This window comes from Gilliamella sp. B3464 (assembly GCF_026536145.1).
Classification (GTDB): Bacteria; Pseudomonadota; Gammaproteobacteria; order Enterobacterales; family Orbaceae; genus Gilliamella.
On record NZ_JAFNOQ010000001.1, the window covers coordinates 482,525 to 509,316 of the forward strand.

The 26,792-nt window shown below is 30.8% G+C and carries 30 protein-coding genes and 1 pseudogene; 1 reads left to right on the forward strand and 30 read right to left on the reverse strand.

Annotated elements, in window-relative coordinates; genetic code table 11:
• Window positions 1-8 precede the first annotated feature (8 nt).
• Window positions 9-1,406, reverse strand: a complete 1,398-nt coding sequence (locus J3U57_RS02200; RefSeq protein ID WP_267333811.1) for a diaminopimelate decarboxylase family protein — start codon at window positions 1,404-1,406, stop codon at window positions 9-11.
• 257 nt (window positions 1,407-1,663) lie between these two features.
• On the opposite strand from J3U57_RS02200, the gene J3U57_RS02205 reads away from it, so the two are divergent.
• On the forward strand, window positions 1,664-3,100 hold the full coding sequence (locus J3U57_RS02205) for a sigma-54 interaction domain-containing protein (RefSeq protein WP_267343692.1): 1,437 nt from the start codon (window positions 1,664-1,666) through the stop codon (window positions 3,098-3,100).
• A 14-nt stretch (window positions 3,101-3,114) separates the two neighbouring features.
• Here the strand turns inward: J3U57_RS02205 and J3U57_RS02210 are convergent, their stop codons facing one another.
• The 29 genes and pseudogenes from J3U57_RS02210 to J3U57_RS02340 form a co-directional block, all read right to left on the reverse strand.
• Window positions 3,115-4,296 carry an NAD(P)/FAD-dependent oxidoreductase gene (locus J3U57_RS02210; protein ID WP_267343693.1) on the reverse strand — a complete coding sequence of 394 codons (1,182 nt, stop codon included), beginning with the start codon at window positions 4,294-4,296 and terminating at the stop codon, window positions 3,115-3,117.
• A gap of 98 nt (window positions 4,297-4,394) precedes the next feature.
• Entirely contained in the window at window positions 4,395-4,673 is a 279-nt protein-coding gene (locus tag J3U57_RS02215) for a hypothetical protein (protein WP_267343694.1), read from the reverse strand.
• 104 nt (window positions 4,674-4,777) lie between these two features.
• Window positions 4,778-5,218 (reverse strand): hypothetical protein, encoded by a 441-nt coding sequence (locus J3U57_RS02220; protein ID WP_267343695.1) that lies wholly within the window; start codon window positions 5,216-5,218, stop codon window positions 4,778-4,780.
• Between the two features lie 147 nt (window positions 5,219-5,365).
• Window positions 5,366-5,818 (reverse strand): hypothetical protein, encoded by a 453-nt coding sequence (locus J3U57_RS02225; protein ID WP_267343696.1) that lies wholly within the window; start codon window positions 5,816-5,818, stop codon window positions 5,366-5,368.
• Window positions 5,790-7,019 (reverse strand): M15 family metallopeptidase, encoded by a 1,230-nt coding sequence (locus J3U57_RS02230; RefSeq protein WP_267343697.1) that lies wholly within the window; start codon window positions 7,017-7,019, stop codon window positions 5,790-5,792. The genes J3U57_RS02225 and J3U57_RS02230 overlap by 29 nt, the downstream gene beginning before the upstream one ends.
• Window positions 6,985-7,254 carry a hypothetical protein gene (locus J3U57_RS02235; RefSeq protein ID WP_267343698.1) on the reverse strand — a complete coding sequence of 90 codons (270 nt, stop codon included), beginning with the start codon at window positions 7,252-7,254 and terminating at the stop codon, window positions 6,985-6,987. The genes J3U57_RS02230 and J3U57_RS02235 overlap by 35 nt, the downstream gene beginning before the upstream one ends.
• Before the next feature lie 132 nt (window positions 7,255-7,386).
• Window positions 7,387-8,418, reverse strand: a complete 1,032-nt coding sequence (locus J3U57_RS02240; protein ID WP_267343699.1) for a hypothetical protein — start codon at window positions 8,416-8,418, stop codon at window positions 7,387-7,389.
• A gap of 58 nt (window positions 8,419-8,476) precedes the next feature.
• A complete protein-coding gene (locus J3U57_RS02245; RefSeq protein WP_267343700.1) occupies window positions 8,477-9,208 on the reverse strand; it encodes a hypothetical protein in 732 nt (243 codons plus the stop codon).
• A gap of 171 nt (window positions 9,209-9,379) precedes the next feature.
• Window positions 9,380-10,015 carry a hypothetical protein gene (locus J3U57_RS02250; RefSeq protein ID WP_267343701.1) on the reverse strand — a complete coding sequence of 212 codons (636 nt, stop codon included), beginning with the start codon at window positions 10,013-10,015 and terminating at the stop codon, window positions 9,380-9,382.
• Window positions 10,016-10,077: 62 nt separating this feature from the next.
• Window positions 10,078-10,305 (reverse strand): hypothetical protein, encoded by a 228-nt coding sequence (locus J3U57_RS02255; RefSeq protein WP_267343702.1) that lies wholly within the window; start codon window positions 10,303-10,305, stop codon window positions 10,078-10,080.
• 4 nt (window positions 10,306-10,309) lie between these two features.
• The gene (locus J3U57_RS02260; RefSeq protein WP_267343703.1) at window positions 10,310-11,242 is read right to left on the reverse strand and encodes a hypothetical protein; all 933 of its coding nucleotides are present in this window, start codon (window positions 11,240-11,242) and stop codon (window positions 10,310-10,312) included.
• Between the two features lie 1,191 nt (window positions 11,243-12,433).
• Window positions 12,434-12,940 (reverse strand): hypothetical protein, encoded by a 507-nt coding sequence (locus tag J3U57_RS02265; RefSeq protein ID WP_267343704.1) that lies wholly within the window; start codon window positions 12,938-12,940, stop codon window positions 12,434-12,436.
• A gap of 149 nt (window positions 12,941-13,089) precedes the next feature.
• Window positions 13,090-14,100, reverse strand: coding sequence for a hypothetical protein (locus J3U57_RS02270; protein WP_267343705.1), 1,011 nt, complete (start codon window positions 14,098-14,100; stop codon window positions 13,090-13,092).
• 60 nt (window positions 14,101-14,160) lie between these two features.
• Entirely contained in the window at window positions 14,161-15,219 is a 1,059-nt protein-coding gene (locus J3U57_RS02275) for a hypothetical protein (protein WP_267358418.1), read from the reverse strand.
• Window positions 15,200-15,355 (reverse strand): hypothetical protein, encoded by a 156-nt coding sequence (locus tag J3U57_RS12710; protein ID WP_323849432.1) that lies wholly within the window; start codon window positions 15,353-15,355, stop codon window positions 15,200-15,202. Before J3U57_RS12710 ends, J3U57_RS02275 begins: the two co-directional genes overlap by 20 nt.
• Window positions 15,356-15,361: 6 nt before the next feature.
• Window positions 15,362-15,541 (reverse strand): annotated as a pseudogene (locus tag J3U57_RS12750) (M23 family metallopeptidase); the annotation flags it as partial.
• Window positions 15,538-15,879, reverse strand: coding sequence for a hypothetical protein (locus tag J3U57_RS02285; protein WP_267343707.1), 342 nt, complete (start codon window positions 15,877-15,879; stop codon window positions 15,538-15,540). The pseudogene J3U57_RS12750 and the gene J3U57_RS02285, both read right to left, overlap by 4 nt.
• A gap of 512 nt (window positions 15,880-16,391) precedes the next feature.
• Window positions 16,392-16,820, reverse strand: a complete 429-nt coding sequence (locus J3U57_RS02290; RefSeq protein WP_267343708.1) for a hypothetical protein — start codon at window positions 16,818-16,820, stop codon at window positions 16,392-16,394.
• A gap of 264 nt (window positions 16,821-17,084) precedes the next feature.
• Entirely contained in the window at window positions 17,085-18,062 is a 978-nt protein-coding gene (locus J3U57_RS02295; RefSeq protein ID WP_267343709.1) for a hypothetical protein, read from the reverse strand.
• Window positions 18,063-18,203: 141 nt separating this feature from the next.
• Entirely contained in the window at window positions 18,204-19,256 is a 1,053-nt protein-coding gene (locus J3U57_RS02300) for a hypothetical protein (protein ID WP_267343710.1), read from the reverse strand.
• A gap of 1 nt (window position 19,257) precedes the next feature.
• On the reverse strand, window positions 19,258-20,115 hold the full coding sequence (locus tag J3U57_RS02305) for a hypothetical protein (protein ID WP_267343711.1): 858 nt from the start codon (window positions 20,113-20,115) through the stop codon (window positions 19,258-19,260).
• 108 nt (window positions 20,116-20,223) lie between these two features.
• Window positions 20,224-21,219, reverse strand: a complete 996-nt coding sequence (locus tag J3U57_RS02310) for a hypothetical protein (RefSeq protein ID WP_267343712.1) — start codon at window positions 21,217-21,219, stop codon at window positions 20,224-20,226.
• 25 nt (window positions 21,220-21,244) lie between these two features.
• Window positions 21,245-21,427: an N-acetylmuramidase domain-containing protein gene (locus J3U57_RS12755; protein ID WP_416379637.1), complete on the reverse strand. Its 183-nt coding sequence runs from the start codon at window positions 21,425-21,427 to the stop codon at window positions 21,245-21,247.
• Window positions 21,366-21,905: an N-acetylmuramidase domain-containing protein gene (locus J3U57_RS02315; RefSeq protein WP_267343713.1), complete on the reverse strand. Its 540-nt coding sequence runs from the start codon at window positions 21,903-21,905 to the stop codon at window positions 21,366-21,368. The genes J3U57_RS12755 and J3U57_RS02315 overlap by 62 nt, the downstream gene beginning before the upstream one ends.
• A 532-nt stretch (window positions 21,906-22,437) precedes the next feature.
• Window positions 22,438-22,833 carry a hypothetical protein gene (locus J3U57_RS02320; protein WP_267343714.1) on the reverse strand — a complete coding sequence of 132 codons (396 nt, stop codon included), beginning with the start codon at window positions 22,831-22,833 and terminating at the stop codon, window positions 22,438-22,440.
• Window positions 22,834-22,843: 10 nt separating this feature from the next.
• On the reverse strand, window positions 22,844-23,164 hold the full coding sequence (locus J3U57_RS02325; protein WP_323849435.1) for a lysozyme: 321 nt from the start codon (window positions 23,162-23,164) through the stop codon (window positions 22,844-22,846).
• A 38-nt stretch (window positions 23,165-23,202) separates the two neighbouring features.
• Window positions 23,203-23,856: a hypothetical protein gene (locus J3U57_RS02330; RefSeq protein ID WP_267343715.1), complete on the reverse strand. Its 654-nt coding sequence runs from the start codon at window positions 23,854-23,856 to the stop codon at window positions 23,203-23,205.
• The gene (locus J3U57_RS02335; RefSeq protein WP_267343716.1) at window positions 23,856-24,554 is read right to left on the reverse strand and encodes a hypothetical protein; all 699 of its coding nucleotides are present in this window, start codon (window positions 24,552-24,554) and stop codon (window positions 23,856-23,858) included. The genes J3U57_RS02330 and J3U57_RS02335 overlap by 1 nt, the downstream gene beginning before the upstream one ends.
• Window positions 24,555-24,583: 29 nt before the next feature.
• The coding region (locus J3U57_RS02340; RefSeq protein ID WP_267343717.1) for a DUF2345 domain-containing protein at window positions 24,584-26,792 on the reverse strand (2,209 nt) is incomplete at its 5' end.

Here is a 26,792-nt window from a genome sequence, read left to right on the forward strand (position 1 = left end):
ACTCATGATTAATACACGTCGTATCCAACCATATCTTCGTAAGTGTCCTCACGGCGAATCAATCGATCTTTGCCTTCTTTATCAATCATAACAACAGCAGTACGTGGGCGATTGTTATAAACAGTTTGGCTTTCGATGGTATAAGCACCCGCATCAAGGAAAGCGACAATATCACCAATTTGAGTATCTTTTGGCATTAAAAATTCTTCACCTTTAACCCCTACATGATAATAGTCGCCGCCATCACATAATGGTCCTGCTAATTTGATGTATTCATCATGTGCTTCGTTGATTCTTGAAGCATTGAAAACATAGAAGAACCAATCAAAATGTTGACTATCAGAAAGAACACTATAACCTGCATCAACAAATTTCCATTCAACATGCTCTTCGATGTTACCGTCTAAATCGTAATTAGTCTTACGTTTTTCACAAGCTACTTCGGTTAACAATACAGCAGCTGAACTTGTTACTTTACGTCCTGGTTCAATACAAATTTCAACATCTTTACGCCATTTGTGTACTTCTTTAATTACCGCATCAGCAAAATCTTGTGCTGTAATACCTGCGTACATGTTGTCTTCTAATGGGTTACCATTTTCTTCATCATATTTATATGGAACAGGAATACCACCACCAACGTTGATTAAATCAAATTTAATGCCAAGTACTTCTTCTAAACGGCGTGATTCGTCAACTAATACTTTGGTTGCTTTAGCAAAAGGTTCTGCTTCTGGTACCTGATCGCCAACATGCATATGTAAACCACGAAGATGTACATAAGGCATTTCAAGAATACGACGACAAGTTTCTTCAGCTTGTTCAAGGTCAATACCTGATTTAGCATGATAAGCAGTGACTAACTCTGCATGAGTTGCAGAAGGTACATTTGGTTCAACACGGACACACACGTTTGCTACTTTTTTCAAACGCTGTGAAATTTCATCAATAATATCAAGTTCATATAAGCTATCAACATTAATAATATAAAGATCATTTTTGATAGCAAATTCTAAATCAACAGGTTTTTTAACCACACCGTTGAAAACAATTTGGCTTCCTGGAAAACCAATTTCCAAACATTTACGCACTTCAAACATTGAATTAGCTTCAGCGTAAATACCCGCATCTTTAATCGCTTTGAGTACGCCCATGACTGAACAAGTTTTAGATGCATAGAAAATTTTGGTATTTGGATGTGCCTTAAATGCATCTTTAATTTCTTGAACGTTACGATCAATTTCTTTTTCAGAAAACACATAAAAAGGGGTTGGATATTTTTTGGCTAAATCGACTAAATCAATGCCATCAAAACAAAGTTTGCTACCTTCCGCACTAAAACGACGATCTTTGGTTATAAGATTGGTGCGTATTTTGTTATAATTAGACATAATTGTGTCAGACATATGACCTCCAGTTAATTAGTACATAAAAAAGTACACAATGAATAAGAAAAAAGGCTTTTCTCAGGTAATGCAATCAGCATGCCAACTTAAAAACAATTAAAAAATCAATAAATTAAATATATAGGCATAGAAATAATATTAGTCATTTAGTAAAAAATATGTTTTTATGACGAATATTTGTCATTATTAGTGATGGTTGAACAAACTAAAGCTAGTTATATTTAGCAAATAATCCTAATTTCAAAGGTACGGATATCATGATAATCGATCCTGAATTATTAAAAGCATTAGAACTATTTAAACATTTTTTTGATTTAATGCATCAGCCAATGGCCATTATTGATAAAGAAGGTAAATATATTTATTACAATCAGGAAAGCGCAGATCTTGATGGTTACTCAGAAGAGCAAGCTATTGGTAAACCATTGCTCAAAGTTTATCCTAATTTGAAGAAAGAAGATAGTACAATGTTACAAGCATTACAACAAGGTAAGGAATATCAAGATAATTACCAATCTTACTATAATCATTTAGGTAAACTTGTTGATTATTTACATACTACAGTACCACTTTACAACAGTAAAAAAGAGATTATTGGTGCGGTAGAAATAGGTCGTAATTTATCTGATGTAAGGCAACTTCAAGATCAAGTCTTCACACTCAATAGAAAACTGTATCAAAATAAAGAACAACCTTTACCTGAAATTGTTTTTGTTTCGAATAAAATGCAGGATGTTATCGATCAAACTAATATTTTAGGTCGAAACGACGTTCCTGTACTGATTGTAGGTGAAACAGGCACGGGCAAAGAATTATTTGCTCGATTAATTCATCAAACCAGCCATCGCCGTGATAAGGCTTTTATTTCACTTAATTGTAGTGCATTACCGACAACGCTTATCGAAAGTACTTTGTTTGGAACCGTTAAAGGGGCATTTACGGGTGCTGAAAATCGACAAGGTTATTTAGAACTCGCCAACGGAGGCACACTATTTTTAGATGAACTTAATGCTATGCCTTTAGATATGCAAAGCAAATTATTACGATTTCTTCAGGAAAAAACCTATTGGCAATTAGGGGGGAATAAAGAGATACATTCAGATGTTCGAATTGTGGCAGCAATGAATGAATCCCCAGCGGAACTGTTACAAAGTGGTAAAATGCGCAGCGATCTTTTTTATCGCTTAAATGTTGGTTTAATTAAATTACCCGCTTTACGAGAACGAACAGAAGATATTCCGGTTTTAGCGCGTTATTTTATCGATAAACATAAAAATGATTTTAACGTTATTATTAGTGGTATTAGTGAACATGCACTTAAACAGTTAATGTCAGCACCATGGCCTGGCAATGTAAGAATGCTAGAGAATGCAATTGTACGAAGTATGGTATTACAAAGTGAACCGGGCGAATTACAACAAATAACCTTAGATGAAGAATTATTTGATATTAACAGCCCATATGCCGTAGTTGAAACAAATAGTCAATCCGAAAAAAATAATCCAACTACCCCACCTAACGGCAATAATTTAACTGAACAAGTGGAAAATTATGAACGTCAATTAATTATTGATGCATTAAATCAAGCCAATGGCAAAATTATCACTGCGGCTAAATTATTGAATATTTCCCGTACAACTTTACAATATAAAGTCAAAAAATACCATATTCAAATGGGCGTTATCGATAGTTAGATAACAATATAAAATCAATTAAAGCTTTGTGCGCAAGCAAATGCGCTACTCCAAGCCCACTGAAAATTATATCCACCTAGCCAACCAGCAACATCGACAACTTCGCCGATAAAATACAGGTTTGGTTGGGTATTGGCTGCCATTGTTTTAGATGAAAGTGCATCAGTACTCACGCCGCCTAAGGTCACTTCGGCTGTTCGATACCCTTCAGTACCATTTGGAATAATGCGCCACTGGGTTAACTTTTTATACAATTCAAACTGTTGTTTTGGATTAAGCTGCTTAACAATAGTGTCAGAAATGAAATTAAGTTGTATTAATACCTCAACCAATCTTTTAGGTAGAATTTGTGCTAAACAGTTTTTTAGACTTTGATTACGATTACTTTCCAGTAAAGGCTTAAATGCCGATTCAAACTCTAAATCCGGTAAAAGATTAATAACGATTTCTTCTCCTACTTGCCAATAACTCGAAATTTGTAGAATCGCCGGTCCTGACAATCCACGATGAGTAAAGAGTAGATTCTCTTTAAAACTGATTCGTTCATTAGATACTTCAACTAAAACAGCAATTCCTGATAACGAGGATAACACATCTAACAAAGGCTTATGTAACGTAAATGGCACAAGCCCCGCTTTGACTGGCACAACAGGAATCGAAAATTTTTCGGCAATTTTATATCCAATAGCGGTCATACCTAGTGCTGGCATCGACTGTCCACCGGTTGCAATAATTAGTTTATCAGTATCAACAAAGCCTTGAGAAGTAGATAACTTAAATCCTTGCTGTTCAGCCTCCACATCTTCAAGTTGTGTTTTTAACATAAACTTAACTTGCCCTTTCTGGCACTCTTTGATAAGCATATCAACAATATCTTGAGCTGAATTATCACAAAATAACTGACCATGATCTTTTTCATGATAGGCAATATGATATTGATTAACGAGTTGGATAAAATCCCATTGGGAAAATCGTTTTAATGCAGATTTACAAAAGTGGCGGTTTTGCGAAATATAATGTTTTGCCTCAACATCGAGATTAGTAAAATTACATTTACCGCCACCAGACATTAATATTTTACGTCCTAATTTTTTACCATTATCAATGACTGTTACATCAAAGCCTTTTTGACCAAGTAATCCCGCACAAAAAAGCCCAGCAGCACCAGCACCGACAATTGTTATTTTGGTTTGCATAACTGATATGTCCAAAAGAAAAGGTGCTAGATTATAACAGTATACAATTGCCACTTATAGTCGTCATTTTATACTTGATTAAATGCATTAGCTGAAACTTATTTAAAACACCAATTTAATGGTTCATAATCGTATAAGATTAACTTCTCTTCTAACTTTTTCATTTCGTTAGACAATTCAATTTGCTCCGGTGTTAATTTCTTGTCGGGGGCATCTTTATAATCAGCGGGAAAACGCTCATAGTCTCTTCTTTGTTGTTCTAAACCTTGTTTTATTGATTCTTGTTCGCTTGCATCAAACTTACTAACATATGCATCACGTTTTGCTTCATCACCGTCTTTTATATAACCCAAATAGTTTTCAGCATCATCGGTCATTTCACTGTTTAATGCTTCCCATTCCGGCCGCTTTCCTTCCGCATCCAGCTCTTCATACCATTCACTTTTTGAGTGAAGATGTAAAATTCAATTTTTTTAAACCTTTACTCAAAATTCCAAGATACACATTTATTATTTTCATGAGCTTCTTTTATCGCATCCACTAAAGTAGACAAATCTTCTCTAGCCTTTTTTAAATACAAAGGATCAAGTGAAATAGCAGAAATAATCTTTTTATTTTTAATAAAATATTTACTTTCAACAATAAAAATAGTTTCAGATTTCAAATTTTCATCATGAAAACCTATTGGTAAATTGTAGTATTCGGTGTTTGATTTTACTTCAAGTTTATCTTTCACTTTTATGACCATAATTTTTGAACGGTATGTCTCACCATAAATTCCTAGTTCAAGTTGATCTTTTTTACAATTTAACAAAGCTCCTTCTGTCGAATGTAAGGATTCAAGCGTCATCTCTTCTGCTTTTAAAGTGAATGATAATAATAAAATATTGAGACTAATTAAATATAATATACCTTTCATCATCTAATTTTTCTTTATTATGTTTTTTTAATAATACTGATACTTTATAACCAAAAATGATTTCAATCGTTCGCTAATATTCAATATCTGGCTCATTAAACAATCACTTTTATGAGTAAAGGTATAAAAACGCAAGTTATTTTTAAATATTTACTTAAAATTCCATGATAAACATTTATTATTTTCATGAGCTTCTTTTAATATTTGTTTAATAGATTCATAGATCTCATTTATTTTTTGGCTGTAATCTGAGCCTAGTAACGATACAAGGACTTGATCATTTTCAATATAAAAATCATAATCAATAGTTAAAATATTTCTGAATTTTTCATAAATCGGGCGATCATAATAACTAAATTTAGCTTTTATTCTATAATTATGAGGTTTACTATTGATAACTTTAATATTACTTTTAAATGTTTCCCCATAAACGTTTAATAATAAATCACTATTTTTTTTATCTTCACAAATTAATTCCGCTCCTTCAGATGAGAAGGACTGAGTTTCAAATACATTTGCATTTGCATTTGCGTTTGCGTTTGCGTTTGCAATAAAAAGATAACATATTAAGAAATTAACTAATATTGACATAACCTTCATCATCTAATTCTCCTTCATTATATTTTTTTAATAATTCTGATGCTTTATAACCAAAAGTAATTTCAAAATGAGGATAATCTTTAAATGTTATCCAATCTCCCCCCCATAAAAAACCATAAGATTTTGCAATATCTACTATTTCTTTAATTTTTCGGTGTTTATCATCTAAAAAAATTGCTTTATTATCTAAAATTTCGACCACATCAATGGCTAATCCATAATTATGAAAACTGTATCCACCTTTAACTTTTGTCACAATAGGATCCGAATTTACTCTACCTTTATCATACAATTTATTTTGTTCTTCTATAGATCTATAACCATCTGATACTCTTAACTTCAAATTTAACTTACTTTCAGCATCATTTATAAAATCTAAAGTGTGTTGACGAATTTTTGGATGTAATAATGCTATCCTTGAGTTTGTTACTTTGTCCCATGTTTCAGTTTTTTTCCCTTCCATATAATAATCCACCATCGCCACAGGATGCATAAACCAAACCTCACCGTTTTGGCTTAACGTGGCAGGCGTTGCTGAAGTTTCGGTTTGCTCAGTTGAGGGGGGCGATGTTTGACTTTTTTCTGTTTCAGTGTCACTTTGTTCTGTCTGTTGACTTTGCTTAGCTAATCCTTCGACTACATCTTCCCACCACAGCATTTTTGTCGCTTTTTCTTTGGTTTTTTCCCATAATTCTGCCTTCTCCTCTAACTCTTTTATTATGCCAAATAAGTTAAGTTGCTCCGGTGTTAATTTCTTGTCGGGGGCATCTTTATAATCAGCGGGAAAACGCTCATAGTCTCTTCTTTGTTGTTCTAAGCCTTGTTTTATTGATTCTTGTTCGCTTGCATCAAACTTACTAATATATGCATCACGTTTTGCTTCATCACCGTCTTTTATATAACCCAAATAGTTTTCAGCATCATCGGTCATTTCACTGTTTAATGCTTCCCATTCCGGCCGCTTTCCTTCCCCATCCAGCTCTTCATACCATTCACTTTTATAATGAACTAACAGCCGTCCCAGTGCCGTTGTTAATGGGGGTTTTTCCGCTATTCCCTTAAAACAGTCCTGTGTTAATGTCGCATATTTATTACTATTTTGAATATATTGTTTATCTAATATTGTTAGGGTCTCTTTGAGGGTTGGCTTGTAGTGCTCAAGTGAGGCATTATCTTTGTTTCGGGTTGTCGCTTTTTTTCGCACTCAGGTAAAACTCTTTTAAACTGCCGGTTTCTCTAATCTGTTTAAAATCAAACCATTCCCAACCACTGACTTTTTTTACACCCTCACTACCAATAAATGTCCATCCTTTAATAGGAATATTTTTACTATCCAGTGCATACTCTATCTTTAACCATAAGGTCCCCTTTTCATCAATTGCACGTTTATCATTTTCCATTAAATCTTTATCATTTATATTCAGTAGCAACGGTGGCATATCAACTTCATTTTTGCTACCGGTTAACTCACTCTCTTGTAAGGGAAATTTACTCCATGCCGGTGTGGTACTGGCTAAATCTTTTAGATTACCTTTTTCTTCTAAGGTAGCAAAACTTTAACGAAGACATTCTTAATCTTTTTGACATTTTACAACTCTTTGTCTATCACGATGTTTACATGAAATCGATTCCAATAACTTGAAGTGCCCACTATTATCTATTTTATAATGTCTCCATTTTTCAATATTTTGTGTTTCGTGATCACCAACATAATTTAATAACCAGACATTCTTAAAATTTTTATCAATATAGTAATACTGTACAAAAGCAGCTGATTCTGAAATTTTTTCTTTAAAAATTGATAATTTATCTATTAATTTATTATTTTTTTCAATATTCAAAAATATTTCGAAATCAAACTCTCCATGCTGCTTTTTAGTTAAATTGTATCGATATTCTCCTTTTTGATATATCTCTTTCTTTTTGTTGAATAAAGTGTCACTAACTTTACCAAAATATTGACCTAATTCGTTTAAATCGCACTCATTGGCAAAGTAAGAATCAGAATAAGATCCATCAGCGGGAAAATCACACTTCTTATTCATATCCTCTACAATTTTTTTATTAGTCAACATGGGATGACCAAACCAACTAAACTCTCGATTTGGTACCTGATAATTAAATCCTCGATAAGTTATGGGAGATTCATTATTTTTTTTCAATTGCTTCGAAAATATTATTAAGTAATCTGACTTAGTTAGAAAAACAAAATAATTATCGATCTTTATTAAATCAGTTAAACCCGCTTCCAAGCATAAATTATCGTCATGATTATTAGTAAATTTGATTGCCTCAAATTGATCGCCTAAAAGGAGCCCTTCTTCTGAAAAAATTTTTTTATATTCCTCCACTTTTTCTGGAGTTTTCCAATAAGATAAAGGTGTAGTAAGATTTGTTGATGTTTTATACTGGATAACACAAATTGTATCAACTATAACTTTTCCATCGATTAATATTAGCTTAATTCGCGAATACTTTTCCGTTAAAAATTCTCTCTCATAATCTGATTTATTACCAGAAACAGAATTTTTTGAAACTTTATAATAATCCCAAATATCCGGTGATTCATTTGAATGAACAATTCCTATAGAAAAAATAAACAATAAAATCAGTGAAAAAAATTTTTTTCATCCCCTTTATCCTTCTAATTTAAATCGTCGACTATTCAATTATTTTAATGGTATTAAAATCAAAATTTTCTGTATGCAAATGGCTATTATGTAAATCGCCACCATTTTTTGTTCCTGATATATCTTTAAATAAGTTATAGATTTCTTTTCCTACTCGAAACGTTCTAAAATGGAATTTAGCTAAAGCGTTAACAAATTCTTTATCTTTTTTGTAATCAGTTAAATTTTTAACTTTTTTAATGTACTTTGTGTCAATACTCAGACCATTTATGTGTAAAGAACTAGGAAAACAAGAGCCTTGTTCATAGGCACTACCCGTTACAATAATATTTTCTTTAATCTCCGCCAGAGCGCCTATAAAACCTGCCAGTAAGTCTGGATTTATATATTTTCGAAAAGTTTCTTTAAGTTCATATTTTATACTTACACCTTCTTCTATTTTTATCCATTCATGAATATCACCATTTGTGTATTTCGCTTTAGCCACAATATACCCATCGCTAACGTTAGTTTTAGTTTCCTTCACAGTTCCATGATCTGGATAGTTAAATGTTGCTCTAGGAGAATCTTCAAACACTTTTTTATTAATGGTATGCCATTCACAAATACAAATTTCATGCTCGTTATTATCTTTATCATGATAGACATATTGATATTTTCGCTCAAAACCAGGGAATATTTTTTCGGGTATATGCTTTTCGATTTTTCCATCCTGATAGATATGATAAGTCACAATGCCTAATCCGGAAAAATAATCCACCATAACAATCAGGTGAATAAATTAGGCTTTGCCGTTAGTGGATTGATTCTATATGTATCGGTCGATATCCCATAAATAGATAATCATATTCAGAACGGCTTATAATTGGCTGTAAAACTATGGGATTTATATCCCTAAATTGATATAGCACTTTACTCAATTAAAACAAGCTGACTATTTATTTTTAAAATTTTTATTTTTACAAACCAATTTAAGACCGCCATTTTCGAACTGACATTTTATTTCATCCAGCAAATTAAACTTTCCTTTGGTATTAATTTTGTAATGTTGCCACAAAGTCGCAGATGCGCCTTCTTCTACTAACATATGTTCAAATAACCAAATATTTAATTGTTTATCGATGTAAAAATCTAATGTCACTTGAGCCATATCACTTCCATAATCTTCATTATAATAAACAATAAGTTGATTTATTATTTTGCTCGATGATTCGATAAACATCGTAATAATAAACTTGGTGGGTGAAATTGCACATTCACCTTCAAGCTGTTTTTCTTCAACAAGACAAATGTCTGTATCGGTCGTTTTTTTTAAATAAATATTAAATTGCTTGGATTGATATAAATAGACAATTTTATTTTTTTGTAGTTCTTCAAATATATTATTAGTATTCTGGGTTGAAGAAAAGGTCGATAATTTGCATCTTTTATGATATTTTTCCCAGTCTTTGTCTGCATAAGAAAAATAACCATCAATCCAACAATTATCATTAATATCCTTAACCAGTTTCTTATTTATAATTTGAGGCGTTCCCACAGGTAATAAATTAGTATGAGTTAAAGCGTTCAACGAATGTGAACATGCTAAAATAGGTAAAAATAATAAACCATAAAATAAAGACTTTATCTGCACTATAGATAGACCTCGGCTATTTCGTATTGAAATTTATCAAAGTGCATATGATTATTGTGTAAATCAGTACCATCTTCTCCCCCAAGAGTGATTAATTTTTTATAGTGAGGAATATATGGCTCAAATGTATCCTGATCGGCATTATAAAAATAGTTAATATCAATACAGGAACCTTTTGCGTGATTAGTGCTTGAAAAATACGCCTCCTCCTTATTTTTCCCGTTCATTGAATCATTTCTTCAGTTTTTTTATTTCATCCTTATATTCATCTATAAAACAGGACATGACTTTTATTAAATAAGAATCAAACATATCATGATAATTAGGCGGAGAGAAACTTAGACATTTTGAATTTATTCTATTTTTTAACATAACAATTGATTTGTTTTTGTTTTTGGTTTTATTTTTTTCATCAAACGCTATGATCTTATTCTCTAATAGACGTTGATAATGGTTATATAAATCTAAATAACATCTACAATAGTAGCCTTTTTGGCATTCATTTAAACATGAATCATCAAATTGTTTATTAGAATTTTCCGAAAATTTATTATTCGAAATTGCACTAAATTTATCAGGATAAACAATTTTAAACTGATCATAATATCGGTTTATTAACATTTCTTTAAGAATAAATTTCTTATTTTTACTATCAATTTTATAATGTTTCCAAAGTGTAGGCGAAATACCATCTTCTGTTTCTGTTAACCATAAAGTATAAATATCGCCGTTGGATGAAATATAATAACGTTGATAAGCAACCCAACCTCCACATGCACTGCTACCATCATCCATATAGCCATAAAGGTTAATCTTATCTTTCACCTGATGATTATGAATTAAAGATAAAATTATATCGTCACTTGATAAACTTATTTTCAGCTGAAAATTATCATCTTTGTATACAATGGGATCTTGATTAATTAATTTATATACATTTCCATAATCAAATTTAATAGAATTTAAAGGACAACGGCGATCTTCCACATCTTGCACATCACTATCTTTCCAATACTCGACACTCCTTGAACAATCCTCTTCTAATTTTTGCATATTTACATTTTTAAAGAAGGGGTCTCCTTGATAACTTTTATTGATATTATACAATGCACTATTTGCATAAAAACCAACCAAACATAAAATAAGATACAATAAAAGTTTCATAAATTAATCTTCCATTACCAATTTTTAAAAAAGGAAACACAGCGTGAAAGAGAGAATTATTTAAAGTTTTGCTATTTTTCAAGCCAGATAATCTAAAAAAATAATCTTTCCGCACAGCATTTGTATTAAAATTGATGCTCAATATCATCAAAGTTTATAATACAAATATGGTTATTGCTATAATTTTTCAGTATTTTCTTCTTCTATTATATTTTTTGTCTTTCCGATCTTTGTCCCAATGAAGACATCTTTCTTTTATTATTTCTGAAAATATTTTGTTCAAAACTCTTAGGTCCCGAAATTAATTTAATTACTTTTCATTCAGTTCAGCTATTATTCCGGAAATAATAATTAAACGACTATTTAAATGATACGCTATAGAAAATTCATTTTCATCTTTTATTAAAGAAGCATTAGGTAATCCAATTACTTTGTTGGAAAGTCAGTTTATAATCTCTTCACAAATTGAGCCAACACCGTATCCGTAAACCTTAAGTTTTGTATTTTTAATTTTTGTTTTAAGTGAAAATTGGTAAAATTTATTTTAATAGGTTCTTTATTTTGAGCCATGAAAAAATAACTAACTGAAAAATATAATTAACATAAAATAGCAAATTTAATCTTCTTCATATTTATTTCCAATTTTCATTTTTTGCTTCTCTTAAAGCATCAACCATTTTGTCTGTTTATATATGTGGACGGAATTCTGCCCATCTCCTTGATAATATGATAATCGCCAAAAGCTGCAAATATTTCTTTTTATACTTTTTTATCAATTAATTTTTCTATCGTTATAAATATTAAATTAGTATTAGAAAAGCGCTTAATTTTGGTTCAGTTTAATTATAAGCTGAATAGTCATTATTGGATTCAACTTTACCCAACAGCAAAGTAAATAGACTTTCTACCCAACCTTTTCTTATTTCAAGAATATTAAAATAATCCACCATTGCTAACGGGTGAATAAACTAGGTTTTACCGTTAGTGGATACATCCCATATGTATTAGTAGATGTCCCTTAAATAGATGATCATACTTAGATTGGCTCATAATTGGCTGTAAAACTATGGGATTTATATCCCTAAATTGATATAGCACTTTACTCAATTAAAGCAAGCTGACTATTTATTTTTAAAATTTTTATTTTTACAAACCAATTTAAGACCGCCATTTTCATAAGGACATTTTATTTCATCCAGCAAATCGTGGCTGGCGTTGATGAAGTTTCGGTTTGCTCGGTTGAGGGGGGGATGTTTGACTTTTTTCTGTTCCAGTGTCACTTTGTTCTGTCTGTTGACTTTGCTTAGCTAATTTTTCGACTACATCTTCCCACCACAGCATTTTTGTCGCTTTTTCTTTGGTTTTTTCCCATAATTCTGACTTATGCTCTAACTCTTTTATTTTACCCAATAAGTTAAGTTGCTCCGGTGTTAATTTCTTGTCGGGGGCATCTTTATAATCAGCAGGAAAACGCTCATAGTCTCTTCTTTGTTGTTCTAAACCTTGTTTTATTGATTCTTGTTCGCTTGCATCAAACTTACTAACATATGCATCACGTTTTGCTTCATCACCGTCTTTTATATAACCCAAATAGTTTTCAGCATCATCTGTCATTTCACTGTTTAATGCTTCCCATTCAGGCCGCTTTCCTTCCGCATCTAGCTCTTCATACCATTCACTTTTATAATAAACTAACAACCGTCCCTGTGCCGTTGTTAATGGTTTTTTTTGCGATATTCCCTTAAAACATTTGCAATATCAAATATTCATTATGATTATTATCAAAAATTCATATATTTCAATAACTTTATAATTAATAAAAAACCTTATTACTTATCTAAAAATTTTTAATCTTCATAAGGATCATCTACAAATTTTCTACAATTACTTAGCTCTTTAGGTGTGCATTCTCTTTGTTTTGTAAACACCAATAGATTAGAATTTACGACCATCGTTCCAACCTCTTTATACAAACATTCTGTTTCAACATATTTATAACGGTTATTTTCAAAGCATTTAAAATTATTTTTCAACGATATAACTTCATCTTCTTTTTTGCCCGGACAGTATTTGTAGCTATAAGCAAATTTATCTTCATCATCAATACTGAAATCATTACCGTAAAGATTCAATTTGACAAATTTTTGCTGTTTTTTGTCATAAGAGTAAGCATAATATTTATCAATATTATTTGAACCCGACAGTTGATCTTTAACGATGAAAAAGGAATTATTATTTCCATAAAAATTAAAATCAAAACTTTCATTAGTTTTGATGCTAACATAACCATGAAACTCATATTCACTTATATCATCGATGACTTGAATAAGACGACCATCTTTTTTATTGAAGATTTTGACACCCACAATATGTGCTTTTTCCTTTTGATTTTTAGACACTATCACTTTAAAATAAAAATCTTTTGTGCTATCTCTCTGTAAATAATCTATATTGCTGAATTCCGCTTCATCTAATGAATATTCGTTATATTCAAATATTTTATTTAAATTAATCTTACTATCTTTACCAAAAGCATATCCTGCTAGCTGTTGGTAATTTTCCGAACCATCATTAAAAGTCACGACATTGAAATCTTTAATAAATATTTTATCAATCATCTTTTTATATGAATTGGCATAATAAGTTTTGAAATTAAATTCATTAGTATTGTTTTTTACAAAATCTAATAATCTAACTTGATGATCTATACCATTTGTATAAACAAAAACAGCCGTTTCAGAATCAAAATAAAAATCAGCTTTATTTTTTCCTACATTACCAGTATATACACGGAAAATTGCTTGGCTGATGGCAGGAATTAATAATAGAAAAAGTAAAATTGTTTTTTTATAACTCATGTGTAATTCCTTAATTTATCTAGTATACAGCTGGATTCATACTTATCAGTCACACAGCTATTAATAATCATCATAATCATTAGTATCTATATAATTGCGACAAAAGTTCAACTCAGTAAGTGTGCATGCTCTTTGTTTTTTAAACTCATATCGACCATTATTTTCGTGATAACTATCCTCCTGAAATAAGCATTCTGTTGAAATTCGTTTGTAACGGTTATTACCTATGTATTGAAAATTATCAGTGAGAAATATTTGGGATCTTTCTTTTTTACTTGGACAGGTTTTGTAGCTAATAGCCTCTTTTTCTTTATAATCAAAACGAAAATCATTACCATCAAGATTTAATTTAACAAATTTTTGTTGGGTTTTATCATAAGCGTAATAATCTGCTATTTGATTAGGACCATAATTTCTATTTTTAGTCAGATAAAAATCATTATTATCACCATCAAAATTAAAATCAAAACCTTCATGTGTTTGAACACTAACATAAGAATTAAATTCACACCCTTTTATTCCCGTAATAGTCTGAATAAGGCGACCATCCTGTTTGCTATAAATTTTGATCCCCACAATTTTTGCTTTTTCCCCTTTTTTCTTTGATACTACCGCTTTAAAATAAAAATCTTTAGTGCTACTTTGTTGTAAATAATCTACATTATTAAATTCTACTTTGCGTAATGAATGTTCATCGTATTCACCGTATTCAAATGTTTTGTGTAAATCTACCTTATCACCATTGGGTGTATAGCCTGTAAGCTGTTCTGAATCAAAAATATCAACATTCTCAATCACTGGATTAACATTATTAGATTTGAATTTACTAGGATTACGAATCTGGCTTATATTAAGATCCTTAACTTGATGATCTTTATTATCAATATAAACCGCGTAATCATATTCAAAATAAAATTCAACTTTATCTTGACCAATGGTACCTGTGTAAATGCGACTAAATTCTGCAAGGCTAATTGTCGGTATTAATAATATTAGAAGTAAAATTGACTTGATATAATTCATCTTCTTATTCCTTAATTTATTTTTGTTTTTTGCTTTGCTGTTTTGCTTTCGCTTCTTTCTCTTTTCTAAGCCGCTCTTATTCATCCCTTTCTTCAATTCTTCTATCTCTTACTTTTGTCTGTTCAGCTTTAACTATTGACTGTAAGTTGACAAAGAATGCCGGATTGATTTTGTAGGCTAATCTATCTTTTTGTGTGTCTTTTGTATAAGTTCTATTACCATTTTTTTTCATTGCAATTTCAAAATGTAAATGAGGATTACAAACATTTACAGCGTTACCAGTGTCACCTGTAAAGCCTATCAAATCACCCGATTTAACCTTGTCCCCAACTTTTAAGTCAGCACGTTTATTACTTAAATGACAATAACGTAAGTAAAAATGGTCAGCATTAATATCAAAATCATCAGCTTGGACTATCTCTTGTTTCTTTTTTCATTAAATTTAAGCGTATAGTCATTCCTTGATGCGCGTAAATCATCACCTTTAACTTTGATAACCAGCACATAGCCATATGATTTAACCCCCTCCTCTTCATATTGTACTATTTCACCATCTAAGCAGGCATAGCAAGGGGTATTTATATCCGCGAATAAATCTAAACCTGTATGAGCTTTATCTCCATTATTTCTTACAAAACCAAAAGCGCCATTCCAATTATTAAGAAACGTGTTTGAACTATAACACGTTCGTTGTGGGTATTCTAAAGGCTCATGCCAGAGTTTTCTTTTAGCATTAAAATAATACACCATCGCCACTGGGTGAATAAACCACACCCGACCATTTTGACTTAACGTGGCAGGTGCTGATAAAGTTTCGGTTTGTTTAGTTGACGGGGTTGCTTTATCCTTTTCAGTGGTCGCATTACTTTGTTCTGTCTGTTGACTTTACTTGGCTAAACTTTTGGCGACATCATTCCATCACAGCATTTTTGTCGCTTTTTCTTTGGTTTTTCCCATAATTCTGACTTCTCTTCTAACTTATTTATTTTACCCAATAAGTTAAGTTGCTCCGGTGTTAATTTCTTGTCGGGGGCAGCTTTATAATCAGCGGGAAAACGTTGATAATCTTTTTTTTGTTGTGCTAATCTCTAAGAACGAACAATTGACTTTCTTCACATCTTAGCATTACTTAATGCTCCAACTGCATGAAAAAATTTTTTCAACAAGAGCTTTTTCTATTTATATCCATAAATTGAATTGTTCATACTTTAATATCATCACGATTATTAACATCTAATAGTTAATTTATAGCCCCCCAATAATGTTAATCATTTTTGTAAAAGCTCAAACTTTTCATTTATGAAATTATAATATCTTCTTCTATATCCTTCGTTAGCTTTATTTTTATCAGGATCCGCTATTATTCCAGAAATAATAATTAAACTACTATTTAAATGATACTCTATAGAAAACCCATTTTCTCCATTTTCATCTTCTATCAAATAAGCATTAGGAAGTCCAATAACTTTGTTAGAGAGTAAGTTTCGAATCTCTCCACAAATTGCACCACCACCACACCCATAAACCTTAATCAAATAATGATACGCAAAGTTTGCATTTTTAATTTTTGTCTTAGTTTTAATAGCGAAATCGTTAAAATCTAATTTGATAAGATCTTTACTTTGAGCTTGAGCTATAAAGGAACAATTAATTGCCAATATTATCAAACACAGAAGAGTAAACTTTAACTTTTTCATATTTACCTCCAATTTCAATTTTTCGATTCTTTTAAGGCTTCAACCTTTTGATCTGGTAATATATGACCGGAATTTAGCCCATCTCCATGATAATATGATGAGCCTTCAAAAGCTGCAATTCTTCCCTTACTTATTGTTTTCCCTTTACGTACTCCTGCTGATGTAAATTCTTTAGCCCAATCATAAATAGCATCTTCAACATCACCATCCTGTTCTAAATATTTTATTATGTTTTTCCTTTTAATTTTTATTAAAACAGTCTATTTAATTGAAACTATTCAAAATCATTGGTTCAATAGTACTTGGATTACATTCAAACTTCTTAAAGTGCATCTCTTTTCTTTTAATTCTCACACCCTCTTTTCCTGGATTTGTATCCACCAAATAATCAGTGTCTTTATTGGTAAAAGTTATTACAGATTTTTTCTTGTCTTTATCATCGATTATTTTTACTAGTTGTAATTCTAATTTTGACTGGTTACCAAGTCTATAAAACAACTTTGAATTAATATAATCATAGCATAACGATAATTGAGTATTGTTAACTTCACATCCAAATGCATTTTTTTCATTTTTATCTTTATTACAAAGTGTCGTATTTTTAAAAAATACATTTTGACTATAAATATTAATGATATCTTGATGCTGGTTTAAATTTAATTTTTTATAAAACTGCTTTATCCAATCTTTTGAAATGTTTTTTTCCAAAAATGAATTAAATAACAGCAATAAAAAATAATCAGGATAAGACAATTGAGTATTATCTATAAAATAATGCTTTATTTTTTCTAAGAAAATAGAGCTCATAATGTCTAGTTTGTCATTAATGTTCTGAATAGAATAACTAACAACTTGTCCTTGAGAATAATCTAGATTAATTTCGCCTAGTATGATTAATTTTTTATTTAAACTAGCTAAATAAGTTATTTTAGCTGGGCTTTCCATCCCACCAAATTTATCAAAAATAGAAATTACACCTAAATTTGAAGTTTGAATTGATGGATTACCTCCTCCGTTGTAAATATAATTATTAATTGTTCTATCTATATTTAAATTTAAATCAATTTGTGACATTTTGTCTTCTTCAGGATTAATCAGACGACAATAAATATATTTACCTTCAAAATTATTACCATTAATAAATTGACCTTTAATAACATTTAATTTACTTTCCTTACATAGTTGTGCAAATATCGGAAAACTAAAGAAAAGCAATATTGTAAAAATATAGAATTTTTTCATTGTTTACCTGTTAAGAATATTTTTTAGTAATTCTTCATATAGTTGGTGAGCAATTTTATCAATAATTGAAAATCAAGGTTTTCATTTCCACAATTTAATTTTTACATTAGTAATAATAAGATATTTTATTAATAAATTTATTTACCAAATAGTAAATGAATCCCCTTTAATCCATTTAATTATTTTACCGTTTTGTTTACTGTCATAACTTACCTTATACCAGACTCTCAAATGTTGTTCATCAGCCCAAATTACATCCAAAATTTTTACCATATCGTTTTTTATTATATAAATATCTGTTGAAGAGTTATCATTGGGTTCATTATAAAGATTGATTTTTTCTTGCTGGATGTAAGATTTGATATTGGGTTCTACATTAGATTTATTTAATAATTCTAATAATGCCTTTTTATCATAAAAAGTTTTTTTCCCTTTTACATCAAAAATATCTAATCCAATAATTCCATCAGTTTTTACCGCCCCTATTCGTTGGTAAATTTTTGATTCTTTAAAACAGTATTCTTTTTCTTTATTTACTATTATTACTCTGAATTTATTCAAAAAATAATCAGAAAGTGAGGAATATCGTCGATAAAAACTGATATCATCTATTTTACCAATAAAAGCATCGAATTCTTTATCAGATAAATATTCATTATTTTCAGGATAGTAGATATTATCGTATATACTGTATAAATAAAAATATGGAAATAGATTTAAAATTGCATCTTCACCAAATCCATTTTGGATGATTTGTTTATCGCCACAATACGAATAATTGGCTACCATAAAATTTTTTAATTGTTGGCTTATATATATACATTGAACCATTAAATCATTATTTTTAACAATAATAGGTATATGTGCTTCAATAGATTCAGCTGCTGGCATAAAGTAATACAATGCAGGCTGATTATTCCATGCTTCGAATGCAATATTCAGCATTCCGCGTATTCCAATAACATTTTTATATAATTGGCTAGTATTTTTTGCCTGTACTTCTAATATGGCTTTTTTTGCAAAAACTTCTTCCTCACCATTTTCATCTTCACAAAAATAAGAAGTGAATTTATAAACTTTTGAATCAATACTAAATTGTTTATTTTCTTGAAATGATTTAACCTTACAAGGTTGCTTTGCGTAGCTAAAGCTACTGATTATCATTAATAATATCAATATTATGATTTTTTTCACTCTAGAATTCCTCAGTTAAATTTGATGTTTGTCGAAGAATTGATTCAAACAAGTTCGCAAAAGAAGCTATGCTATCAGCACTATCACTGCCATTAATTACTTTTCTTGCAGTTTTGTAATCAATATGATTTTTATAGATATACTCAGGTAATTTACTGCCTGTAAAAACCCCTTTCATCATTCCCCAAATCATAATTGGTACAGCAAAGTCAAGTTCCGCAGCTTTATCTGGATCGGTTTTAAAATCAACACCCAAATAATTACTAGCCTTTTTATAGTTATTTTTCCAAGTTAAATGAACTAAACCCCGACCTCGATATTTATAACCATCTCCTTCGACTATATTTCCATTGTTCTTAGCATTTTTTCGTAAAGCTTCAGTGCTTGCTAATACAGGGTCATATTTATTAAAATATTCTTTTCCTAATCCACCGGAACGTTCTTCCAATGCACAGAAGAAATCATTTCCCCAGCTAGCTTCCCAACGAGCTGTTGCTAACATATAAGATATATAGTAAATGTTCGGTTTGAAGTCATCATTTTTTTTATAAAATAGATTTATTCTTTCAATAATTCCACAAAGAGCATCTTTAGATTTCTGATTAAAGTTCGGAACGATATCGTTCTCGTTTTTCTTAAATTTTTTATGTTCGCTTTCATACTTAGTAAGGAAAACTTCAACGTTTATCAAACTTTTCCATGAAACAAAATTATATAATGTAAGCGGATTCACAAACCAAACCTCACCGTTTTGGCTTAACGTAGCAGGTGTTGAAGTTTCTGCATGTTTATTTGAGGTATCAGATGTTTGAATTTTTTTTAGTTTTATGTGATTTAGTGTTGGGTTATAATTTTTCAATGCTTGTTAAAATTTGCGTTTCCTAAATAACCAGATATTATTCATATAAGCAGAAAAATTCATTTATCCATGTGACTTGCCAATAAGTTATTACTAACCTATTTCATTCTAATTCCATATTGGATTGAGTATATAAGGTTCTACACTTTCATTTTCACATTTAAGAAATGTAATATTCTCGTTATTTTTTTTTATTAAAATTCCTGCATTATCTGGATATGTATTTACTTCATAATGCCAAATATTTTTTTTAAAAACTAACGGATTTATTGAAACTTTATGGTCAGAAATTTCTTTTCGCAACTCTAATTCTATTTTGTTTTTATTGCCAAATCTATATATTAGATCACTTCTGTTAAAATAATTATAACAAATAGATAATTGTTTATTTCCTATTTGGCAACCAAAAGCATCCATTTCAATTAGATTTTCATTATATGTACATAAAGAACGATCTTTAAAAAAGATTTTTTGCCTATAAAAATTATTTAAATCTGGATAATTAGCTAATTTATCTAGTAATCTATTTATATCATGTTTTGACAAATTTTGTTTAAATTGATCGGCTAAAATAAACAGAAAGCTCTCATAGTAATTTAAAAAATATTCCCCCAAAATATTTTTTTTATTTAATACAAATATATTATCGATAATTCTAATGGTTTCATTACTTATATTTTCTATAATGGGCTCACCGATTATATTTCCCATACGTCGTTCAAACGTGATTTTTCCCAATAAAATTAGATTATTATCTTTGATGTTTAAATATGTGATTGTTAATGGTGAATTACCTGTATTTGATTCGATTAAACCGAATATACCTAGTTTTGAATAAAACATTTCCCCACCAAAATATTCATTGCCAATCACATTATTTGTATAGGTGAATGAATTGTTATCAACGTTAATCGTTAATAATTGATATCCATCATAATTCTTTGATTCTTCGTTATTATACCGGCAATATTGGTATAATAAATTCATATTGTCCCCAGAAAATGTTGTTATATTTATTTTTTTAACCGAATCTTTATCACATTTTGTTGTATTAGCAAATGCAAAATTAATTGATAGTATAAAAATAATAATAATTTTCTTCATATTATGATTCCTTTATTTTTCTTCTTTATAGTTTTTCATATATTTCTTTTATAAGCACATCATAATTATTTTTATTATAATTTCTTCCATTATAATAAAAAGCAAATGTGTCCCATTTTTTTAACTTTAATGGTTCTAATACATTGTTATTTTTTAATAAATAACCTTTTAATGTAATTAAATGATTTTTTTGAACGGCTAATTTCATATAGAATATCTTCAATACTTAATTCATTTGAATGCATATTTGCCCCCATGACTTGAAATTTTCCCCAAGAAGCTGATAGTAATGCTTCTCGAGGTGATAAATTATATGCTTTTATTAATCGTTCATATTGTTTAGCATAAGTACCATACTTAGCAAATGAAGAACTACTAGAAATTTCAGGATCATCATCAAATTTACCATTGGTTAATTTGTGAAAATAATTTCTTTCAAACAATATTTTAGGGACATGATCTCCTAAATAAGTATAAAAACTTTCATCCTTTGTTTCTTTTATAGCTACAGCTTTAAGAGCTTTTGCTTCACATCCTAACTCATTTGCAACTTGTTCATAATCGAAGTCGGTTAATAAATCCATATTCATTCTTAGTTCTAAAAAAATAAGTTCATATTCTTTATTATTTAATAAAATAATTGGATGTTTTTTAATCGTTGGATTTATCATCGTAATCAGATGCATAAACCAAACCTTACCATTTTGACTTAACGTGTCTGGCGTTGATGAAGTTTCAGTTTGCTTGGTTGAGGTGTCTGATTATTCTTTATATAAGCGACTATACGTAAGATATTTATCATTCAAAAAAGATTCTTAAAGTTCCCTATTTTTACTTTCTGATCAAATACAACTTGAAATTTACACCAGATGCCAGTCTAGTAAGGTGTAATCAATGGCATATATTCATGTAATTGATAAGTATGTTTATTCATAATATCCAGCAAACACTTTTCGTTAGTACATAAATCTCTTTTCTGAATAAATTTTTTTTGATTACTGTATATTTCTTCAAACTCTTTCTGATCATTATCGTAGTCATAATATTTTTTTATATTATGATAAATATCATGAATACTCCTATCTAATCCTGATAGATAAATATTTTGGCAAATCAGTTTTTCAGCTACCTTCTTTGCTTTTGAACAAGAGAAACTTGGAACAGTATTTTGATACTTTATTCGATTTATTTCTAATATAGAATCATTTGTATTTATTATTAAATATGCATCAGCATTTTTTTAAATAGTGTCCATGTTTTTTGAATATTAGGGCAAAAAATATCTATTTGGTTTATTGAATGTTTGATATTTATATCAAAAGAGTCAGCACTTAGCATTTCTTTGTTTAAAATCTCATCAAAATTGATAATAAATTTATTTATTTTATAATTTGTACAAATCTCAATAAGATCACCAGAATAAATATTAGTTTTAATAACATTTTCATCCCATTGAAAAATTCTATTAAGATAAATTGGATCATTATAGGACACTTTTTTTGTATATGGTCTATCACTAATATATACTTTAGTCACTATCCAATTATTTGTTAAATCTGCTTTTATTGAAAATGACAAAAGCAGGCTGAATATTAAATAAGTATTACGAAGCATAATCTTTCGCCTAATAAATCTCTGTCGCATATATACCATTTTCAAATATTTCCCGTTCTTTCTCTCGCCTTTTCTTTAAACCGTCTAAAACTTTACCTCCAGATTTATTATATTGTACAAAAACATCCATTGCTTTTTTCTTTTTGCCTTCATTAAGATATTTTGATAAATCACTATCACTCTTAATAGAACCAAAATTATAAACAAAAGAAACTAATGCATCATATTCATGTTGCTTCAAATCAATTTTTATAACTTTCTCAATTTTATTTTCATAATCGGGAATTATTTTAATTAATAATAATTTTTCTTGTTCAATAGTTAATGTAATAACGTCTTACATTAAAAAGAATCTCAAAATGATTAAACTTAATTATTTTGCGATAGTTTAGAAAAATACTGGTAAGGATATGAGTATTTGCTATTTTTACAATCAAAGTTAGTTGTAGAGCATGATAACACTTCAAATCTTTCTCTATTTTTCATATATATAATATCTAATAAAATAAAATCAAAATTGTTTTTGTTTAATATTTTGTCTGATTTTATAAAACCAATAGTGTGAAATTCTTGATTGATTAGTTTGATTGCAACAAAATAAAAGGGAGGTTTATACTCAATGACCTCTAAGGTCAATCCACCATTATAGCAATCAACACTAGGAGTAATCGGCATAGTCTTAACGCTTTTATTCAAATCATTCTTTTTATAAATATCAACTGACCACCACTTTTCTGCAGGGTTTAAATAAGCAAATCTTAAAGCCATTTTAAGTGCATCGATAGAATCATCATAAAAAATTCTTCCCTTAGTTAAAGGGACACCTGTACTAGATGAAATTAAAATACAATAGTTAGGTTGATTATTTGACGTAATTATTAGATATTCTGAATCCTTACCATTATAAAATTCAATCCACTCATTATTATTTTTAGAAATTAATTTTGTTTCGCCAAAAGCATAACCACTTAAATAACATAATGTTATGAAAAATAGATATTTTATCTTCAATTTTCTTTTCATTAATAATCTACCTCTAACCTATCTGAAACATAATAATAGTGTAAATCCCTTGCTGAAAAATAAAATTGGATCTCCTGCATGTAAGTATTTGGTATTATTGAAAATATATAATTTTTTACAGTATTTGCTATGTCTATCGATATTCTTGTTAAACCTGGAGTTACAAAACCAAGATATCTGAGCAAATCATCAACAAATGTCATGCAACTATTTGAATAAATTGAATATGGTTTTCTTTCAGGGTCATCATTTTCTCTTATTTTTTGCTCACAATACTCGACTGAAATATCGTAAATATTTTCTTTTCTAAGAATAGCTCCTCTAATATTACCGCGTTGACCTGAATTTGCAGATATTTGCCGTAGTAACTTTTTGAATGAAGATATTTCAATCATTTTTGATGAAGTTATTTTAACATTGTTAATTGAGACTTTTCTTGTTCTTCCTAAATCGCCTGGTGGATATCGACCGTATTCGTAATATTTTGTTTGCCCACTTTTACCATTAATTATCAAAGCTCCTGCATGCCCTAACAAAGGGACTCGAATTGTTGAATCCAATATATCTATCCTAATTAAATAATCGGGAAAAACCAAAGGAATTATATAATCTTCTGAACCACTAATATATGCTTCTACAACATCGTCTTCATCAATTTTATTCATCTGGAAATTGTTTACTTCAATAGCATAATTCATAATTATATTCACTCACTCAATACAGTTATTTATTCCTCAATAAAGATAGGTTTAAATACTTTTAAATTAGTAATTTTATTTTCCAATGAAATAATTTTTGAAGTATATCCTTGTTCATCTGATATTCCTTCTAATTTGGTATTATCATCTAATGTTATTTCATATCTCGTATTTTTTAGCGGTTGTTTCGTATCTGTATCTTTTAATAAAAATTTTATATGATATAAACCACTATCGCTTGCACAAGGTAAATATTTTTTGTTATTTAATATTTTATTTGCCCCCATTTTTTGCAGGGCATTGCTTTTTATATACACATTACCAGCTGTACCGAGTTCAATCCCCTCTTCACTGATTTTGATATAAGAGCCACCACAAATTAAGGTGATTTTTTGACTGGCTGTGATTGTCTGCTCACCATCAACACTGTCAATTTTGATATCCTGTTTGGCGGCCATATTCAGGTTGGCATTTTGTGCTTGTAGGTTTATATCACCCTGGTTAGCAAAGACTTTCATCCCCGATTTGTGAGCAAATAATCCCATTGATTCACCACCAGACAGGGTGATGGTTTTTAAGGCGGTAATATCAGTCTGGTTTTCACTGGTTAAGGAAATACTGCTACTCGTAGATAGCTGGATGTTTTCAGGACTGGTTAACGCCATGCCCTCCTGTGCATAAGCTAAAATGCCACTTTGCGCCAGTTCAGTTAAGTTTGCCTTGAGCTGATTTTGACTGTCGGTATCAGCACTGTGTGCTTCCGATTGTTTAGCCGCATTTTGCAGGGATTTAGCTATCGATAAGGCGTTTTCTAGTTGCGCAATCGCGCCTTGCATATCCAGCTGTTTGCCCTGTGCTTTCGGTTCGGTTTGGGTGGTCAGATATAACCCCTTTGCCGCCGCTAAGGTGCCCCATTCATCAGTGCGCAGTTCAAACCCTTCACCTCGCTGCTCTTTATTCTGGTTAACTAAGTGACCAATATTAAGCTGGGTTTTTCCATATTCAGTGGCTAACTTGATGTGCTCCTGACCGCGTTTATCATCCATCCGCAGTTTATTGTTGGTCGCTGTGCGAATCACATTGCGATGTTTGTTGGCCGTTGCAACATGGTCAGGGTGGGCACTGTCATGCATCGCATAAGCAATATAAGGGCGGTCAGGGTTACCGTTAGTAAAGGCTATCGCCACCTCCGTACCGTCAATAAGCGGAAAGTGAAAACCGTAACTATCACCTGCATACGGTTTTGCCAGTCTGACCCATAAGCTCTCTTCACCGCTGTTCCAGCTTTTCAGGTCAAAGTTAAACTTAACCCGATACCGACCCTGAGTGTCAATATAACCATAGGTGTCATTATCCGGACTGGTTACCCGTGCCGGTAAGGTGCCGCTGATTTGTGGCCATGCTATCGGTTTAGGGCGGTAGGGTTTTAATACCTGATACGGGATGGCGGTAAATACTACTTCATAAGCATCCGTGCGGTTACCGTGCCCAGCCACACTTATAATGATAAACCCCTCTTGCGTATCGGCTAACGGGTTACCTGTTATGCAAATACGTTGCCCCGGTACTAGCTGACAGCGGTTACTTTTACCGCTGATGATTACCTGACTACTGATTGCCTGTTCATGACGAATACGCGCATACCATGTCCCACTTTCAATGCTGTTATCCTGGTCACCTTCGCGGTTACCATTTTGCTCCCCTGCCGCAAAACGGTTGGCTGTATCGCTATCACGACCGGCATTAGCCGTGCCGTTATCATTCAATCCTTTATAGTGCTCTTCATAACGGTAATTCATGCCATACGTCGTCGCGTTTGTTGGCTGACTGTTCACTTCCGTTTGTAAATTGCTGCCTGCATCCCGGTAATTATAATCCTGCACCTGAACTGACGCTTCAACCATCTGACTGTGTAAACCCATATCCCACACACTGTCAACGCCTGCATCTAAAGTGCCACTCGGTAGTTTGTAGTCGATATCTTTTGCCTGCTGATAACCTTGTTCGTAATCACTTAAGACCATAACATCACAATTGTGCTCAGCATGCGTTTCAAAACGAAACCAAATCCCCACATCGGCTAAAATTCGTTGAATAAAGGTCAGGTCACTCTCCTGCCATTGGGTGATAAGCTCCCGGACCGGATAACGATTTTTTAATTCTAAACGGTAGTCAATGCCGGTAAAACCATGTCCACGCAGCACCTCTTCAACAACGCCCACCACACTCAAATTTTGA